Raw genomic sequence first — 16410 nt, forward strand, 5'->3', positions numbered from 1 at the left:
CGCAGAGGCGCCAGGTCGCGCCTGGGTTATTCGGAAGCGGTGCCGCACCGCCACGGGTTGACACCGTGGGAGCGCTCCCATAGAGTTGCTGCTCGGTCGTGGGAGCGCTCCCACGACGTCCCGACGCATCACACGCACGACCACCACCGCACGACCACCACAAAGGAGTGAACTGTGAACACACGTGCCCGCCACCGGATCCTCGCGATCACCGCTGTGGCCTCCGTATCCGCCCTCGCCCTCGCCGGCTGCTCCGGCGACAACGGCGACAGCGGCGACGCGAACGGCGACGAAGAGGTCACGCTGACCGTGACCACCTTCGGCACCTTCGGCTACGAAGACCTCTACAAGGAGTACGAGAAGGCGCACCCGAACGTGAAGATCGAGGCGACCAACATCGACACGGGCGGCAACGCCCGCACCGATGCCTTCACCAAGATCGCCGCCGGCTCCGGTCTCAGCGACGTCGTCGCGATCGAGGAGGGCTGGCTCGGCGCGATCATGGACGTCTCGGACACCTTCGTCGACCTGCGCGACTACGGCATCGAGGACCGCAAGGACGACTGGGTCGACTGGAAGTACGGTCAGGCCACCGACGCCGAGGGCCGTGTCATCGGCTACGGCACCGACATCGGCCCGAGCGGCATCTGCTACAACGGCGCGGCTTTCGAGGCGGCGGGTCTCCCCAGCGACCGCGAGTCGGTCGCGGAGCTGCTCAACGGAGACTGGGCGAACTACTTCAAGGTCGGAGCCGACTACACCGCGAAGACCGGAAAGGCCTGGTACGACCACTCAGGGTTCGTCTGGAACGCCATGGTGAACCAGCTCGACGAGGGCTACTACACCGCCGACGGCGAGCTCAACGTCGAGGGCAACGACGAGCTCAAGGAGCGCTTCGAGCAGCTGGGTGCCGCGACCGAGGGCGGCCAGTCCGCCGCGCAGACGGCCTGGGACTGGAACGGCGGCAAGTCGTTCGTCGACGGCACGTTCGCCACCTTCGTCTGCCCGGGCTGGATGCTCGGCGTGGTGCAGGGTCAGGTCGAGGCCGGCGGGGGAGACGCCTCCACCGGATGGGACTTCGCCGATGTGTTCCCCGGCGGCGCGGCCAACTGGGGCGGCGCGTTCCTGTCCATCCCGGAGTCGTCGCAGCACAAGGAGGCCGCGGCCGAGCTGGCCGACTGGCTGACGCAGCCCGAGCGGCAGGTGAAGCAGTCCGCTGCGGCGGGCAACTTCCCCTCGACGATCAAGGCGCAGGAGGAGCTCGCGGCCGACGCGACGCCGAACGCCTTCTTCAACGACGCTCCGACCGGCGCGATCCTCGCCGAGCGGGCGAAGGGTGTGGTCGCGCAGTTCAAGGGCGCCGATGACTCGGTGATCCAGGAGAACGTCTTCGGCCCGGCGCTCAGCAGCCTGGACCGTGGAGACACCGACACCCAGGGCGCCTGGGATCAGGCCATCGGTCTGCTGCACGACCTCGTCGGCTGACCCACCCTCCTTCCCGTCGCAGTTTCTGTCGGTATCGCGCACGCATTCCGACAGAAACTGCGACGGGAACCCTCGGAACCCCCGGGACAAGGACACCCCATGACTCTCACCGCCCCTCCCGCGCAGACGCAGAGCGCGGCATCCGCGCCACAGACCGACGCCCCGGAGAAACGCTCCTGGCGGCACCGGCTCTCCCGGTTCGACCAGAACGCCTCGCCGTACTTCTACATCTCGCCGTTCTTCCTGCTGTTCGGGCTGGTCGGTCTGTTCCCGCTGCTCTACACGGTCTGGGTCGCCGTGCACGAGTGGGACCTGCTCAAAGGCGAGGGGGACTTCGTCGGCATCGGCAACTTCGCCAAGATCCTCGGCGATGCCATGTTCTGGAACTCGATCGGCAACACTCTGAGCATCTTCCTGCTCTCCGCGATCCCCCAACTGGCGGTCGCGCTGGTGATCGCCTACCTCCTCGACCGCGGGCTGCGGGCTCCGACGTTCTGGCGCATGAGCGTGCTCATCCCGTTCGTGGTCACACCGGTCGCTGTCGCCATCATCTTCTCGAGCATCTTCAACGAGGCCGACGGCCTGGCCAACAACCTGCTCAACCTCATCGGCATCGCCGACCAGGAGTGGAAGCACAACACCGCGCTGTCGCACATCGCGATCGCGGTGATGGTGAACTTCCGTTGGACGGGCTACAACGCCCTCATCCTGCTCGCCGCGATGCAGGCCGTGCCGCGTGACCTGTACGAGTCCGCGGCCCTCGACGGGGCCGGTGCCGCTCGCCGCTTCTTCTCCATCACGATTCCCACGATCCGTCCGACCCTGATCTTCGTGATCATCACCGCGACGATCGGCGGGCTGCAGATCTTCGCCGAGCCGCGTCTGTTCGACGTGTCGACGGCCGGGGGCATCGGCGGCAGCGACCGCCAGTTCCAGACGACCGTGCTGTTCCTGTGGGAGCTGGCGTTCTTCCGTCGCAACCTCGGCGAAGCGTCGGCGGTCGCGATCCTGCTGTTCCTGCTGATCGTGTTCATCGGCGTGATCAACTTCCTCATCTCCCGACGCATCTCCACGGGGGATGCACCGAAGGACCGCACCGCTCGCCGCCGCGCGCGCACCGCCGGCGCCGCAGCAGCCGCCGCCGCCGGAACGACGATCGCCACCACCACCGAGGAGAATGCGCGATGACCGCCACGCAGGCGCTGAGCGTCCCCGAGAAGATCCGCCGCCGTCGCGCCGCCACCGGGGGCACCGCCGGTATCGGCAGTCGCCCCGGCTTCCTCACCTACGGGCTCCTGGCGGCCTTCATCATCGGCAGCGTGTACCCGCTGTGGTGGTCGGTCGTGGTCGCGAGCGGCACCAACGCGACGCGCGGCGAGACGCTTCCGCTCATCCCGGGCGGCAACTTCTTCACCAACGCCGCCAAGGTGTTCGACGCGATCCCGTTCTGGCTGGCGCTGGGCAACTCGTTCCTCATCTCGGGCATCATCACCGTCTCGGTGGTCACGTTCTCGACCCTGGCCGGCTACGCCTTCGCCAAGCTGCGCTTCAAGGGGCGCGACGGTCTGATGATCTTCGTGATCGCGACCATGGCCATCCCGACGCAGCTGGGCATCATCCCGCTGTTCATGCTGATGCGCGAGCTGGGCTGGACCGGCTCGATCGGCGCCGTCATCGTGCCGACCCTCGTCACGGCATTCGGTGTCTTCTTCATGCGCCAGTACCTGGTGGACGTGATCCCCGACGAGCTGATCGAGGCCGCCCGCATGGACGGCGCGAACCAGTTCCGCACGTTCCTGACCGTGGGGCTCCCCGCCGCACGGCCCGCCATGGCGATCCTCGGCCTCTTCACGTTCATGACGGCGTGGACCGACTACCTGTGGCCGCTGATCGTGCTCTCCCCGCAGAACCCGACCCTGCAGACGGCGCTCAGCCAGCTGCAGTCGGGCTACTACATCGACTACTCGATCGTGCTCGCCGGAGCGGTGCTCGCGACCCTTCCGCTGCTCGTGCTCTTCGTGGTCGCGGGCCGGCAGCTGGTCAGTGGCATCATGGCTGGCGCGGTGAAAGGATGACCCGTATGACCCGCTCCTTCCCCGAGAACTTCCTCTTCGGCGCAGCCACGGCCGCGTACCAGATCGAAGGGGCGGCGTTCGAGGACGGGCGCACCGCATCGATCTGGGATGCGTTCTCGCGCGAGCCGGGCGCCGTGATCGGAGCGGAGAACGGCGACGTCGCGTGCGATCACTACCATCGGTACCCGCAGGACGTCGCGCTCATGAAGCGGCTCGGCCTGCAGACCTACCGGTTCTCCACCTCGTGGTCCCGGGTGCGTCCTGACGGCGGAGCGGTGAACGCCGCGGGCGTCGACTTCTACGAGCGCCTGGTCGACGAACTGCTCGCCGCCGACATCCTGCCCTGGCTGACGCTGTACCACTGGGACATGCCGCAGGCGCTGCAGGAGGCCGGGGGATGGACGAACCGCGACACCGTCGACCGCTTCCTCGAGTACGCGGGGACCATGCACGATGCGCTCGGCGACCGGGTGAACGTCTGGACCACGCTGAACGAGCCGTGGTGCTCATCGTTCCTCTCCTACACGGCGGGTGAGCACGCGCCCGGCCACACCAGCATCACGGAGGGGCTGCTCGCCGCGCACCACCTGCTGCTCGCCCACGGCAAGACGGTGCAGGAGCTGCGGGGGCGTGATGCCTCGCTCAACCTCGGGATCACGCTGAACCACACGGTCGCCGATCCTGCCGATCCGCAGAACCCGGCCGACGTCGACGCCGCCCGCCGCGTGGACGGCCAGTTCAACCGCTGGTTCCTCGATCCGATCTACCGCGGCAGCTATCCGGCCGACATCGTCGAGGACATCCGTGCGGTGGACGCGGAAGCGGTCGCCACGTTCGAAGCGGCCGTGCGTGGCGGCGACCTCGACGTGATCGCGCAGCACATCGACACCCAGGGCGTGAACTACTACCACGGCGACCTCGTCTCGGGCGCGGCACCGGCAGACCAGCCCGTCTCGGCAGAGCCCGACACCGAGCGAGTGCGTCGCAGCCCGTATCCGTCGAGTGAGGGCATCCACGCGGTCGAGCGAGGTCTGCCCCGCACCGCGCAGAACTGGGAGGTGCAGCCGGAGGGGCTCACCCGTGTGCTGCAGCGGGTGTGGACGGAGTACGCCGAGCCCGCGGGAACGGTGCTCTACATGACCGAGAACGGCGCGGCCTATGACGACGTCGTGGTGGTCGAAGACGGCGAGGCCCACGTGCACGACGCCGAGCGCACCGAGTTCCTGAGGCTGCACCTGGGGGCCGTGCTCGACGCGGCGGAGGCGGGTGTCGACGTGCGCGGCTACTTCTACTGGTCGTTGTTCGACAACTTCGAGTGGGCCTGGGGCTACGACAAGCGCTTCGGCATCGTGCGCGTCGACTACGACACGCAGGAGCGCACCCTCAAGGACTCCGCCCACGAGTACGCCCGCATTATCGCCGACCGCGCGCTCTGAGCGCCACCGGGCCTTTCGAATCGCGCGAATGGCTGGATCCGTGGTCGAGATGCGACCATTTGCGCGATTCGAAGCGACATGGTCGTTCGACCGGTGAGAATAGGGCGATGGAAGAGTGCGTGCGTTGATGTCGCCCCGAGCGACCATCGAAGAGGTGGCGTCGGCTGCCGGTGTCTCCCGATCGACCGTGTCGCGGGTCGTGAACGGGTCGACGGCCGTGAGTCCCGAAGCGCTCGCCGCCGTGCGCGCCGCCATCGACGAGCTCAACTATGTGCCCAACCGCGCGGCACGCTCGCTGGCATCGCGCCAGACGCACGCCATCGCGCTGATCGTTCCGGAAGACACCACGCGCTTCTTCGGGGACCCGTTCTTCGCGGCGATCGTCGCGGGCATCACCGGGGCGCTCGGCGGCTCCGACTACCTGCTCAACCTGCTGATCGCGAGCGATGACCCCGGCGACAAGATGACGAGCTTCGTCCGTAACGGTGGTGTGGACGGTGCGCTCATCGTGTCGCACCACACGAGCGATGCGTTCGTCGATCGGATAGCGGATGCAGTACCCGTCGTGTTCGGCGGACGCCCCGTGCGTCGACGCGAAGGCGACTACGTCGTCGACGTCGACAACGTCGCCGGGGCGAGGAACGCGACCCAGCGGCTGATCGACATCGGCCGCACGCGCATCGCCACGATCTCGGGTCCGCTCACGATGGTCGCCTCGGAGGATCGTGTGCAGGGCTTCCGGGCCGCTCTTGCCGGAGCGGCGCTCACCCCCTACGCGGAGGAGGAGGGCGATTACAGCGAGAGCAGCGGGGCAGAGGCCGCGAGGCGCTTGCTCGACGGAGGTCGACCTGACGCGATCTTCGTCGCGAGCGACCTGATGGCCCGCGGTGCGCTGACGGCACTGCGGTCGGCTGGACTTCGAGTACCGGAGGACATCGCCCTGGTCGGCTTCGACGACTCCTCGGTCGCCGTCACGACGGATCCGCCGCTCACCACCATGCACCAGCCGATGTATGCGCAGGGTGAGGCCATGGCACGGGTGCTGCTGTCACGTCTCGCGGGCGAGAATCCGCCGACCACGACGATCCTCCCGACCGAGCTGGTGGTCCGCGCCTCCGCCTGAGGTCTGCGCGGCAGGCCCCGACGGGAAAGACACGGCTGCGGCCCTGGCGCCCCCTCCGGGCCAGGCCCACAGCCGTGCGTCTGAGGGCTCAGTCGACGAACGAGCTGAGCAGATCACCGCCGAACAGGGTGAAGGCGGTGATGCCGGCGGAGAGCAGCAGCACCGCGGCGGTGCCGGCCACGGCGAAGACGGAGATCCCGCGACCTCCCAGCCGCTGTCCGCGCAGGCCGACCGACACTCCCGCTCCGGTGGCGATGGCTCCGGCCGCGTCGTCGCGGTACAGCTCGGTGCGGGCGGCGAAGCGCCGGTGGAACTCCTCGGCCAGGGTGACCGCGGACGCCATGGTCTCGGCCCGATCGAACCGCGTGCGCGACGGCAGGTAGACGTAGAGGCGATCGGAGACGAGCTCGATCTCGGCACCGGAACCGAGATCGAGTACCCGGGCCATCAGGTCGGGCGTGAAGATGTAGAGGGCATCCCGCTGATACCCCTCCGGAACGAGGAGACGGAACGTCTTCGCGAAATCCCCCTCCAGCTCCATGCGGGCCGCTCCGCGTCCGAGTCCGAGAGTGGGGACGATGCTGTGCTTCCGGTTCGCCAGCACGATGTGCGGAACGGACGCGGGAAGCGGCAGCTCGATGAAGGCGAACGGGCGTTGGATCGTCGCGCGCTCCTGCCCGCGCGAGACCGAATGGTGCATCCCCAGCTCGAAGGGCATCCGCTCGTCGTCGCAGGCGATGACTGCCCGTTCGCGACCGTGCACGACCCTGGTGAATGCCGCACCGGGACGCCGGGTGCGCTCGAGGATGTCGGCGTACGCCCAGCCGTTCTGCCACGCGAACGCGGCGATCTTCACTCGACGGCTCAGGCCGACCGCCCACCACAGGAAGCCGACGGCGGCGAGCACCGTGTACCCGATGACGAAGACCCCGAGGATCGGTGCGACCGTCAGGATGTCGCCGCGCCCGAGGAACCACAGTCCGGTCAGCATCGCGATGGCGAACAGCAGCACGGCCACCAGGATCACCAGGAATCGGCGGTGCGGCGGGATCCCGCAGGTGCGCTCGTAGGTGAGGATGTCGCGGAGACCGGCGCTTCGTCTCAGCGGTTCCAGGTCGACGGCTACAGGCTCCATGACAGCGTCGCCCACGGGCCGTTGCGCTTCTCCGTCGCGGCGGCCTTGAAGTCGGACCAACCGTCTCCGAACTTCTCGAACGACTTCTCGTCGACGTTGCCGTCCGACCAGTGCATCACGCGACCGACGATGTAGCTCAGCCCGAAGTCGGCCCAGGACTCGAATGCCGGGCGGGCGTCGACGTTGATGCGGTGGATGATCGCTCGCGCTTCGGCGATGTCGGCGTGCCCGAGCGCGACACCCCAGGTCGCCATCGCCACGGCCTGACCGATCGCGTAGCCGTCGAGGGTCTTCACGAACAGGTCGGGGGTGACGATGTCCTTGCCCACGCGCTTGCGCACCTGCGCTTCCGCGTACTCGATCGAGGTGATGAAGGTGCGGGCGTCGCGCTTGTCCCCGCCTTCCTGCACGATCGCGGCGAGCCATTCCTTGGCCTTCGGCGCTCGGGCCAGACGCTGAGCGAGTTCGGTGCGCACGGCGAGGTAGAGCACCCACACCTCGCGGCGTCGCCGGACTGTGCTGAGTCGCTCGATGTTGGCCAGCCACTCCTCTCGCGTGTGCACACCCCACTGGTCGACGAGCACCTTCTTCTCGCGGTCGCCGAGGAGCGAGGCCGTCGGATCGTTCCAGTGCCCGGAGGGGAGGTTGACGATCTGCAGGAAGCCGAGCGCGATCTCGTCGGCCTCCACGCCGGTGGCGGGGTACTCCGGCGAAGCCTTGACCTTGGCGTCCGGGAGGATCCAGGTCACGAGGAAGAACAGCACGATGACGCCGACGATCGCCCAGGCCCACCACTGTCCGACGAGCCACTCGAAGATCGAGGTGATGCTGTTGAAGTCGACGCTCGCGAAAGAGTGCATTGATGCTCCTGGGAGGGGGTGAATCCGCGCCTGCTCATAGATTGAACAAACATTCAGTGAGTAATCTATACGGCGGGGGGCGATTCGGAAAGACAGGCCGGCGGGACTCAGGAGGTGGATGCCGATGGCACGCTCCGACGAGCAGAACCGGGTGGCCAGGGAGCGCGCCAGGGAGAACATCCTGCAGGCGGCGATCGAGGCGTTCAGCGAGCGAGGCGTCGCGGGGGCGAGCATCGCCGAGATCACGAAGCGGGCCGGCGTCGCGCAGGGCCTCGTGAACTACCACTTCGGCGGCAAGGAGCAGCTCGTCGCGGCCGTGATCGACCGGTGGTTCGAGACCGTGCTCGGGTTCGCCCGTGTCGATGGCACGCCGGACGAGATGCTCGCCGCGGTGATCGACGGCGCCCTCACCGCGACGGCGTATGCCATACCCCTGCAGCGGGCCGTGCTCGCGATGCAGCAGCAGCCGGCCACGCATCGGCTCTTCGCGGAGTCGGAGGCGCGGCACGAGGCGGGTGCCACAGCGGCCGAAGATGCGGTCCGCGACCTGTTCCGTGCACGCGGGGCCGAGGATCCGGCGCTCGAGGAGGTCATGCTGCGCAGCACCATCGAGGGCGTCTTCGTGAAGTCCGCCGTGTTCGGCGACACCTACCCGCTCGAAGAGGCGCGACGGTGGATGTTCCGTCGGTACGGGCTGCCAGAGCCCACCGCTCCCATCGCGCCTCCGGCTCCGCTCCGCGACGGTGAACCGCGGCCGCGGGCGACAGCGGCCCTGCGTCCGGATGAGGCTGTGCCGAACCCGCGCCTCTGATGCGGCGGCAGACGAACGCGGGGCCCGGTCGAGAACGACCGGGCCCCGCTGTCTCCGACGGTGCGGAGTGCGTCAGTTGCCGTAGAGCGAGACGACACCGGCGGTGTCGACGCTCGTCATCGACAGGTCGTCGGAGGAGCCGTTGCACTGCGGGTAGTGCATGATCGATGAGGAGTCGTACGGCGTCAGCGGACGCCAGTTGTTGTCCTCGAAGCAGGTGCCGGCTTCCGGGCGGGTGTGCTCGTGGCGGAAGCCGAGAACGTGGCCGAGCTCATGTCCGAGCACGTTCGTCGGAGTCCAGGACGACCCGGGGGTCCAGATCGAGTCGTCGATGAGCACGTTCTGCAGGCGCGGTGCCGTGCTCGGGAAGAAGGCCCTGGCGATGTACTGCGTCGTCTGCACCGGCTCGACCGAGAACAGGACGGCGTTGTTGCGCGTCGTGCAGTTGGCGTCGGCGCTGCTGTCGTAGATGAAGTTCACCTTCGACGACGCGGCCTCCCACAGTGCGGCGCCGCTCTCCATCGCGTTGACCACGTCGGCGTGACGAGCGCCGAAGGCGGTGCTGACGCAGTAGGTGAGGTTGCCCACCTGGGCGTTCGACCACTTGTCGTCGATGTTGTTGACCGTGTTGACGATCAGCCCGTTGGTCACGGGGTCGGCACCGAGGAGCTGCTCGTAGAACGACCGCAGCTCGCCCTGGTTGGAGATCACCTCGTCGCCGTTGACGACGTAGGCGCCGTCGACGTCTCGGTAGGTCGACGCCTCGAACTCCTGGAAGGTGGGGATGTCGTCGGCGTCGGGCGTGGAGTTGGCGGCAGCGGGGATGACCGTGCCGAGGCAGAGCGCAGCAGCCGCGGTAGCGGCGAACGCCAGTTTTCTCGTGAGTCGCAAAGTAGTAGTCCTTTTCGATCTGAACGATTCCGCGCACCCCCTCGGTACGCGGCCTCCGGGTGGACAGGGGAGCAGCTCTGCGCCCCGATCCCTCCGAAGTCCGCTCACGGTAAGCACCGCTTTCACGGGATGGCAAGGCATTTCCCGGCACGTTCACAGATTTATGCACTCAGGTCAGAAATACCGAACACTGTTCTGGTCGAAGGTGCTCCCAGGAGCCGCGAGAGGTCGGGGGTCAGGGGTGACCCATGCGGGCGAAGGCTCCCAGCACGCTGCGTTCGGAGGCTGTGAGGTATCGCTCGAGCTCTTCCGCGGCTGCCTCGGGACCCCTCTCGAGGAGGGCTGTGAGCACCGCACGGTTCCGGCGGACGAACGGCTCATGCAGCGACCGCGGCTCGTCGATCTCGAGGAAGACGAGCCGCAGCTCGGCGGCGACGTCGCGGTAGGTGCGTGCCAGGCGTGCGCTGTCTGCGAGGGCGACGATCGCGTCATGGAAGGCCATGTTCGCGCTGCCGATGCGCCGCCAGTCCTCGTGCGGCAGCTGCTCCTCGGCCTCGGCGAGGGCGTCGTGCATGAGCTGTACGGCAGGGTGCTCCGGCTCCGACTGGCGTAGGGCCGTGCACTCGATCACGCGGCGGGCGCGGTAGATGTCGATCACGTCGGCGATGGTGGGGGAGGCCACCGAGACGCCGCGGTGCGGGATGTGCTCGACGAGGCCCTGCTCCGCGAGGACGCGGAACGCTTCGCGAAGGGTGTTGCGTGAGACGTCGAACTGCTCGGCGAGGGCAGACTCCGACAGGCGGGAGCCGGGGGCGAAGTCGCCGTCGATGATGCGCTGACGGAGCACGTCGGCGAGCGGGCCCTGCTGGTTCATGCCTTCATCGTAGGCGTCGGTGCTCGAGTCGGTGCTCCCGGATCGTTCGCGACTGTGCGGGGGAAGTCATGCGACAGCCATCGGTCTGTAGCACGACCGAAACATGATTGTTGAACAATCGAGTTCTATCCGTTCTACACTGGGGGTCACCCGACACCCACCAACGACGATGGGAATCCCCCTCCATGTCTGAGCAGTCCACTGCCTCCCTCTCGCCGGAAGACGAAGCACGTCTCTCCTCGGCCAAGAAGCGCGCCGGGCGCAGCGCCGTCATCGGTGCGATCTTCCTCATGGCCACCAGCGCCATCGGCCCCGGCTTCATCACCCAGACCGCCACGTTCACAGCGACGATGGGTGCGGCGTTCGCGTTCGCGATCCTCATCTCGATCCTCGTCGACATCGCGGTGCAGCTGAACATCTGGCGCATGATCACCTCCTCCGGAAAGCGCGCGGGTGAGCTCGCCAACAGCGCCATCCCCTTCTCCGGGCATCTGATCGCCGTGCTCGTCGTCATCGGAGGGCTGGCCTTCAACATCGGGAACATCGCCGGTGGCGGACTCGGTCTGAACGCGCTGCTCGGAATCGACGCGAAGCTCGGCGGCGTCATCACCGCGATCCTCGCGATCATCATCTTCCTGGTGAAGAAAGCCGGCCCCGTGATGGACGTCGTCCTGGTCGTGCTCGGCCTGGGAATGATCGTGATGACCCTGATCGTCGCCTTCATCGCCCAGCCGCCGATCGGCGAGGCGTTGCGTCAGACCTTCGTGCCCGATGAGCTCAACTTCGCGACCATCACCACGATCGTGGGCGGAACCGTCGGCGGATACATCACCTACTCCGGCGCCCACCGCTACCTCGACTCGGGTCACACGGGTCCGGAGCACGCCGGCCCCGTGATGCGCGCGGCGACCAACGGCATCCTCGTCACCGGCGTCATGCGCTACGTGCTGTTCCTCGCGATCCTCGGTGTCGTGGCCTCCGGCGTCACCCTCGACCTGTCCGGGCAGGGTGCGAACCCCGCCGGTCAGGCGTTCGGCGCGGTGCTCGGCGACGCGGGCCTGCGCATCTTCGGTGCGATCTTCTGGGCCGCGGCGATCAGCTCGGTCATCGGTGCCGCGTACACCTCCGCGACCTTCCTCTCCACGTTCACGACCAAGCTCAAGGGCGGGTGGCCGCTGCAGCTCGCCACCGTGGCGTTCATCGTCGTCTCGCTGGCGGTGTACCTGTCGATCGGCACGGCTCCTGCGGCGATCCTCGTCTTCGTCGGAGGCTTCAACGGGCTGATCCTGCCCATCGGTCTCACGGTATTCATGTACATCGGCTGGTTCCGCCGTGACCTGCTTGGCTCGAAGAAGTACCCGATGTGGCTGCTCGTCGCCGGTACGCTCGTGACGCTGCTCACCTGGTACATGGGGATCGTGTCGATCGGTCCCATCTTCGCCTTCCTCGGAATCGGAGCGTGATCGCATGACGTCGATCGACTTGAACTCGGACCTCGGCGAGAACGTCGCCGACCGGATCGTCAGCGACGACGAGAGCATGCTGCGCCTCGTGACGAGTGCGAACGTGTCGTGCGGGTTCCACGCCGGGAGCCCTGAGGGGATCCGGGACACCCTCGCGGCAGCGGTGCAGGGCGGCGTCGTGATCGGCGCGCACCCCGGCTACCGCGACTACGAGAACTTCGGGCGCACGAAGGTCGACATCGATTCGGCCACCTTGCAGGCCCATGTGGAGTACCAGCTCGGTGCGCTGATGGGGATGGCCTCCGCGGTCGGCGGCAGGGTGTCATACGTCAAGCCCCATGGGGCGCTGTACAACACGATCGCGCGCGATGAACGGCAGTCGAAGGACGTCGTCGCGGCTATCAGGGCGATCGATCCGAACCTCGTGCTGCTGGGATTGTCCGGCGGTGTCGTGCTCGACGTCGCCGAGCGGGCCGGGCTCGCTGTGGCCGCCGAAGCCTTCGCTGATCGCGCGTATCAGCCGGATGGGCAGCTCGTGTCGCGCACCGAAGACGGAGCGGTGCTGCACGACCCCGACACGGTGGCCGAGCGCATGGTGCGTCTGGCCGCCGAGGGCGTGATCCGTGCGATCGACGGCACCGATGTGCCCGTGGTCGCGCAGTCGATCTGTGTGCACGGCGACAGCCCCGGATCGGTGGCGATGGCCGCTGCGACCAAACGGATGCTGCAGGATGCGGGCATCACCATCGCCCCGTTCGCGGGAGCCTGACGTGTCCGTCGTCGCCTCCGTCGCCGACGCGGACCGCCTCGTCTGATGCGCATCCTCACCGCATCCGATCACGCCCTGCTCGTCGAGGCGGCCGACCTCGACGAGGCGATGCGCCTGAACCTCGCCTGGGACGGACTGCCCGGAGTCCTCGAGCGCATCCCCGGTGCCAGGACCGTCCTGGTGCGTTTCGACCCGCTTCGCATCTCGGCGGCCGACTTGGGGTCAGTGCTGGAGGCGACAGAGGTCGATGCGGCGCACCTCCCGGCGACCGGCGATGCCGTCATCCCCGTGCGGTACGACGGCGAAGACCTCGACGAGGCGGCGTCGCTGCTGGGCGTGTCGGCGGAAGAGCTCGTCAACAGACATCTCGCTGCCGATTGGCGGGTCGCCTTCTCGGGGTTCGCCCCCGGCTTCGGGTACGTGGTGAGCAGCGATCCGCTGTTCGACGTGCCGCGCCGATCGTCGCCGCGCACCCGCGTGCCTGCCGGTTCGGTCGCTCTCGCCGGGCAGTTCACCGGGGTGTACCCGCGCGAGAGCCCCGGCGGATGGCAGCTGATCGGCCGCACCGATGCCGTGATGTGGGACATCGACCGCACCCCGCCCGCCCTGTTCGCACCCGGTGTGACCGTGCGGTTCGAGCGCGTGCAGGAAACAGCTCGGCTGGAGGAAAGTCATCCGGGCCGAAACGGAGATGACCCGGCGCGCACTGGGCGTGTCGCGGAGCAACACGCGGCGACGGATGCGGATGGTCTGGGTTTCGGCACAGATGCTGCGGTCGAGGTCATCCGCCCGTCGCTGCAGCTGCTGGTGCAGGATGCCGGGCGTCCCGGTTATGCGGCTCTCGGGGTCTCGGCGTCGGGGGTGGCTGACCGTCGGGCGATGCGCGACGCCAACCGGGCTGTGGGCAACGCGGCCGATGTCGCGGTGCTGGAGAGCGTCGGGGGAGCGGTCCTGCGGTTCCGGGGTGCCGGAGTCGCGGCGGTCACCGGTGCTCTCGGTGCTCTCACCGTGCAGGACGCCGAGGGGTGTGAGCGCTCCGTCGCGCACGGTGAGCCCTTCGCCACGGTCGACGGCGACGAGCTGACTCTCGGTCACCCCGAACGCGGGCTGCGCTACGTCATCGCCGTGCGCGGCGGGCTGGATGTCCCCGCTGCTCTGGGCAGCCGCGCCGCGGACACGCTCGCCGGGCTCGGCCCGGAAAGACTCGGAGCCGGTGCCGTCATCCGGATCGGCGATGCCGGCGTGCACCCGGTCGAACCCGATGCCGTGCCGCGCGATCTGCCGGCCCCCGGCGAGCTCATCGACCTGGAGATCACGCTCGGCCCGCGCGACGACTGGTTCACGGCGTCGGCACTCGCCACCCTCACCGGGCAGGAGTGGACGGTCACGCCACGGTCCGATCGTGTGGGCATCCGCCTTCAAGGCGATGTCCCGCTCCAACGCTCCCGTCGCGGCGAACTCCCGAGCGAGGGTGCCGTCACCGGCGCGATCCAGGTGCCGCCCGACGGACAGCCGGTCCTGTTCCTCCCCGATCATCCGCTCACCGGGGGATACCCCATCATCGGTGCGCTCACGGATCGCAGCCTCGACCTCGCGGGTCAGCTGGCTCCGGGAGTGCGTCTTCGTCTCACCGTCAAGGAGTCCTCATGACCACCGCGTCATCCACGCAGAAGGTGCTGATCGCGAATCGCGGAGAGATCGCGGTCCGCGTGATCCGCGCCTGCGCCGAAGCCGGGTACTCCTCGGTCGCGGGCTATGCGGATCAGGATGCCGATGCCCTGCACGTGCGCTTGGCGGACGAGGCCGTGGGGCTGGGCGGCTCCACGGGGGCCGAGACGTACCTGTCCGTCGACGCGCTGCTCGCGGCCGCACGGCAGTCGGGGGCGACCGCCGTGCACCCCGGATACGGATTCCTGTCGGAGAGCGCGGCCTTCGCCCGTGCCGTGGAGGACGCGGGGCTGGTCTGGATCGGACCGACCCCCGAGAGCATCGACGCGCTCGGTGACAAGATGACCGCGCGCCGTATCGCCCAGCGGGTCGGAGCGCCGCTCGCCGCCGGCACCGATGAGCCTCTGGCAGGGCCTGAGGAGGCGGTGGCGTTCGCCGAGGAGCATGGTCTCCCCATCGCGATCAAGGCCGCGTTCGGCGGCGGCGGACGCGGGCTCAAGGTGGTGCGTGAGCTTTCCGAGGTCGCCGAGGCCTTCGACGCGGCCACCCGCGAGGCGATCGCGGCGTTCGGTCGAGGAGAGTGCTTCGTGGAGCGCTTCCTCGAGAGTCCACGCCACATCGAGGTGCAGGTGCTCGGCGACGGACTCGGCGGTGTCGTGGTGGTCGGCGACCGCGACTGCTCGATGCAGCGCCGTAACCAGAAGCTCATCGAGGAGGCGCCCGCTCCCGGGCTCTCCGTCGAGCAGCGGACGCGGTTCCACGATGCAGCGCGCTCGATCTGCGGTGAGGTGCAGTACCGCGGAGCCGGCACCGTGGAGTTCCTGCTCGCCGCCGACGGCACCATCTCGTTCCTCGAGGTGAACACCCGACTGCAGGTGGAGCATCCGGTCACCGAAGAGGTCACCGGGACCGACCTCGTGCGCGAGCAGTTCCGCATCGCCTTCGGCGAGGGCCCGTCGTTCGTCGAGACACCGACACCCGTCGGGCATGCCTTCGAGTTCCGCATCAACGCCGAGGACCCCGGCCGTGGCTTCCTTCCCAGCCCCGGTCGCGTCGACCGTCTGCGCATCCCCGGCGGACCCGGTGTGCGGTGGGACAGCGGTATCGACGAGGGCGATGTCGTGCAACCGGCCTTCGACTCGATGATCGCCAAGCTGATCGTGCATGCCGACTCCCGCGATGCCGCCATCGTGCGCGCACGGAGGGCTCTGCGCGAGCTCGCGGTCGAGGGACCGGCCACCGTCATCCCGTTCGATGTGATGGCGCTCGACGAGCAGGCGTTCGCCACGGCGACCTTCGCGGTGCACACGCAGTGGATCGAGAAAGCGCTGCTGCCGAAGCTCGAGGCCCAGCTGCGACCGGCAGCGGTGCCGGAAGCCGCCCTGCAGCGCTTCCCGGTCGAGATCGACGGCCGACGCGTGATGCTCGGGATCCCGGCGGGGTTGTTGTCGGGCCTCGGTCGTCCGGCGGACCCCGCGGCCGCGGCACCTACGACCGATCCGAGTGAGCTGCGCTCGCCGGTGCCCGGCACGCTCGTGCGCTGGCTCGTCGACGACGGCGCCGAAGTCACGGAGGGTGAGCCCGTCGCGGTCCTCGACGCCATGAAGATGGAGACCACGGTCACGGCGCACCGCTCAGGAGTCCTGTCGCAGCGCGCCGAGCTCTCCGCCGTGGTCCCTGTCGACGCTGTGCTCGCCGTCATCGCCTGACCGCTGCGCCCCATGCGTCCCCGCCGCGTCGGGGTTCCTCGTCGCTCCCGTCGCACTTTCTGTCGGTATCCCGAGGGCAGAGCGACAGAAAGTGCGACGGGAGCAGAGGGG

General features: G+C 68.4%; 14 protein-coding genes. 10 read left to right on the plus strand and 4 right to left on the minus strand.

Annotation, left to right across the window (positions count from 1 at the left end):
• Positions 1–174 precede the first annotated feature (174 nt).
• From RN51_RS02835 to RN51_RS02855, 5 genes are all read left to right on the plus strand, one after another.
• Positions 175–1485: an ABC transporter substrate-binding protein gene (locus RN51_RS02835; RefSeq protein ID WP_045262535.1), complete on the plus strand. Its 1311-nt coding sequence runs from the start codon at positions 175–177 to the stop codon at positions 1483–1485.
• A 99-nt stretch (positions 1486–1584) separates the two neighbouring features.
• Complete coding sequence (locus RN51_RS02840; protein ID WP_045262536.1) at positions 1585–2673, plus strand: carbohydrate ABC transporter permease; 1089 nt, start codon at positions 1585–1587, stop codon at positions 2671–2673.
• A complete protein-coding gene (locus RN51_RS02845; protein WP_045262537.1) occupies positions 2670–3560 on the plus strand; it encodes a carbohydrate ABC transporter permease in 891 nt (296 codons plus the stop codon). The genes RN51_RS02840 and RN51_RS02845 overlap by 4 nt, the downstream gene beginning before the upstream one ends.
• A 5-nt stretch (positions 3561–3565) precedes the next feature.
• Positions 3566–4996 carry a GH1 family beta-glucosidase gene (locus RN51_RS02850; protein ID WP_197073169.1) on the plus strand — a complete coding sequence of 477 codons (1431 nt, stop codon included), beginning with the start codon at positions 3566–3568 and terminating at the stop codon, positions 4994–4996.
• Between the two features lie 127 nt (positions 4997–5123).
• Positions 5124–6119, plus strand: coding sequence for a LacI family DNA-binding transcriptional regulator (locus RN51_RS02855; protein ID WP_045262539.1), 996 nt, complete (start codon positions 5124–5126; stop codon positions 6117–6119).
• Between the two features lie 88 nt (positions 6120–6207).
• Here the strand turns inward: RN51_RS02855 and RN51_RS02860 are convergent, their stop codons facing one another.
• Positions 6208–7269: a hypothetical protein gene (locus RN51_RS02860; protein WP_156149066.1), complete on the minus strand. Its 1062-nt coding sequence runs from the start codon at positions 7267–7269 to the stop codon at positions 6208–6210.
• Positions 7242–8114, minus strand: coding sequence for a DUF1266 domain-containing protein (locus RN51_RS02865; RefSeq protein WP_045262541.1), 873 nt, complete (start codon positions 8112–8114; stop codon positions 7242–7244). Before RN51_RS02865 ends, RN51_RS02860 begins: the two co-directional genes overlap by 28 nt.
• Positions 8115–8238: 124 nt before the next feature.
• Here RN51_RS02865 and RN51_RS02870 point away from each other — a divergent pair, with 124 nt between their 5' ends.
• The gene (locus RN51_RS02870) at positions 8239–8925 is read left to right on the plus strand and encodes a TetR/AcrR family transcriptional regulator (RefSeq protein ID WP_045262542.1); all 687 of its coding nucleotides are present in this window, start codon (positions 8239–8241) and stop codon (positions 8923–8925) included.
• Between the two features lie 72 nt (positions 8926–8997).
• Here RN51_RS02870 and RN51_RS02875 read toward each other — a convergent pair whose 3' ends face one another.
• Positions 8998–9816: a matrixin family metalloprotease gene (locus RN51_RS02875; RefSeq protein WP_045262543.1), complete on the minus strand. Its 819-nt coding sequence runs from the start codon at positions 9814–9816 to the stop codon at positions 8998–9000.
• Between the two features lie 235 nt (positions 9817–10051).
• The gene (locus tag RN51_RS02880) at positions 10052–10690 is read right to left on the minus strand and encodes a GntR family transcriptional regulator (protein ID WP_045262544.1); all 639 of its coding nucleotides are present in this window, start codon (positions 10688–10690) and stop codon (positions 10052–10054) included.
• Between the two features lie 185 nt (positions 10691–10875).
• On the opposite strand from RN51_RS02880, the gene RN51_RS02885 reads away from it, so the two are divergent.
• From RN51_RS02885 to RN51_RS02900, 4 genes are read left to right on the plus strand one after another with little or no spacing between them, the layout of a single operon-like run.
• Positions 10876–12153 carry an NRAMP family divalent metal transporter gene (locus tag RN51_RS02885; RefSeq protein ID WP_045262545.1) on the plus strand — a complete coding sequence of 426 codons (1278 nt, stop codon included), beginning with the start codon at positions 10876–10878 and terminating at the stop codon, positions 12151–12153.
• Positions 12154–12157: 4 nt separating this feature from the next.
• Entirely contained in the window at positions 12158–12922 is a 765-nt protein-coding gene (locus RN51_RS02890; protein WP_045262546.1) for a LamB/YcsF family protein, read from the plus strand.
• Between the two features lie 45 nt (positions 12923–12967).
• The gene (locus tag RN51_RS02895) at positions 12968–14572 is read left to right on the plus strand and encodes an urea amidolyase family protein (RefSeq protein ID WP_045262547.1); all 1605 of its coding nucleotides are present in this window, start codon (positions 12968–12970) and stop codon (positions 14570–14572) included.
• Positions 14569–16299: an acetyl/propionyl/methylcrotonyl-CoA carboxylase subunit alpha gene (locus tag RN51_RS02900; RefSeq protein WP_045262548.1), complete on the plus strand. Its 1731-nt coding sequence runs from the start codon at positions 14569–14571 to the stop codon at positions 16297–16299. The genes RN51_RS02895 and RN51_RS02900 overlap by 4 nt, the downstream gene beginning before the upstream one ends.
• Positions 16300–16410 lie beyond the last annotated feature (111 nt).

Source organism: Microbacterium oxydans, from assembly GCF_000956405.1.
Classification (GTDB): Bacteria; Actinomycetota; Actinomycetes; order Actinomycetales; family Microbacteriaceae; genus Microbacterium; species Microbacterium oxydans_C.

What these genes read in the sequence shown, in the direction of transcription:
- RN51_RS02890 (WP_045262546.1), top strand. Translation starts at nt 12,158, where the DNA reads ATGACGTCGATCGACTTGAACTCGGACCTCGGCGAGAACGTCGCCGAC.
- RN51_RS02840 (WP_045262536.1), top strand. Translation starts at nt 1,585, where the DNA reads ATGACTCTCACCGCCCCTCCCGCGCAGACGCAGAGCGCGGCATCCGCG.
- RN51_RS02885 (WP_045262545.1), top strand. Translation starts at nt 10,876, where the DNA reads ATGTCTGAGCAGTCCACTGCCTCCCTCTCGCCGGAAGACGAAGCACGT.
- RN51_RS02880 (WP_045262544.1), bottom strand. Translation starts at nt 10,690, where the DNA reads ATGAACCAGCAGGGCCCGCTCGCCGACGTGCTCCGTCAGCGCATCATC.
- RN51_RS02865 (WP_045262541.1), bottom strand. Translation starts at nt 8,114, where the DNA reads ATGCACTCTTTCGCGAGCGTCGACTTCAACAGCATCACCTCGATCTTC.
- RN51_RS02895 (WP_045262547.1), top strand. Translation starts at nt 12,968, where the DNA reads ATGCGCATCCTCACCGCATCCGATCACGCCCTGCTCGTCGAGGCGGCC.
- RN51_RS02850 (WP_197073169.1), top strand. Translation starts at nt 3,566, where the DNA reads ATGACCCGCTCCTTCCCCGAGAACTTCCTCTTCGGCGCAGCCACGGCC.
- RN51_RS02845 (WP_045262537.1), top strand. Translation starts at nt 2,670, where the DNA reads ATGACCGCCACGCAGGCGCTGAGCGTCCCCGAGAAGATCCGCCGCCGT.
- RN51_RS02855 (WP_045262539.1), top strand. Translation starts at nt 5,124, where the DNA reads ATGTCGCCCCGAGCGACCATCGAAGAGGTGGCGTCGGCTGCCGGTGTC.
- RN51_RS02900 (WP_045262548.1), top strand. Translation starts at nt 14,569, where the DNA reads ATGACCACCGCGTCATCCACGCAGAAGGTGCTGATCGCGAATCGCGGA.
- RN51_RS02870 (WP_045262542.1), top strand. Translation starts at nt 8,239, where the DNA reads ATGGCACGCTCCGACGAGCAGAACCGGGTGGCCAGGGAGCGCGCCAGG.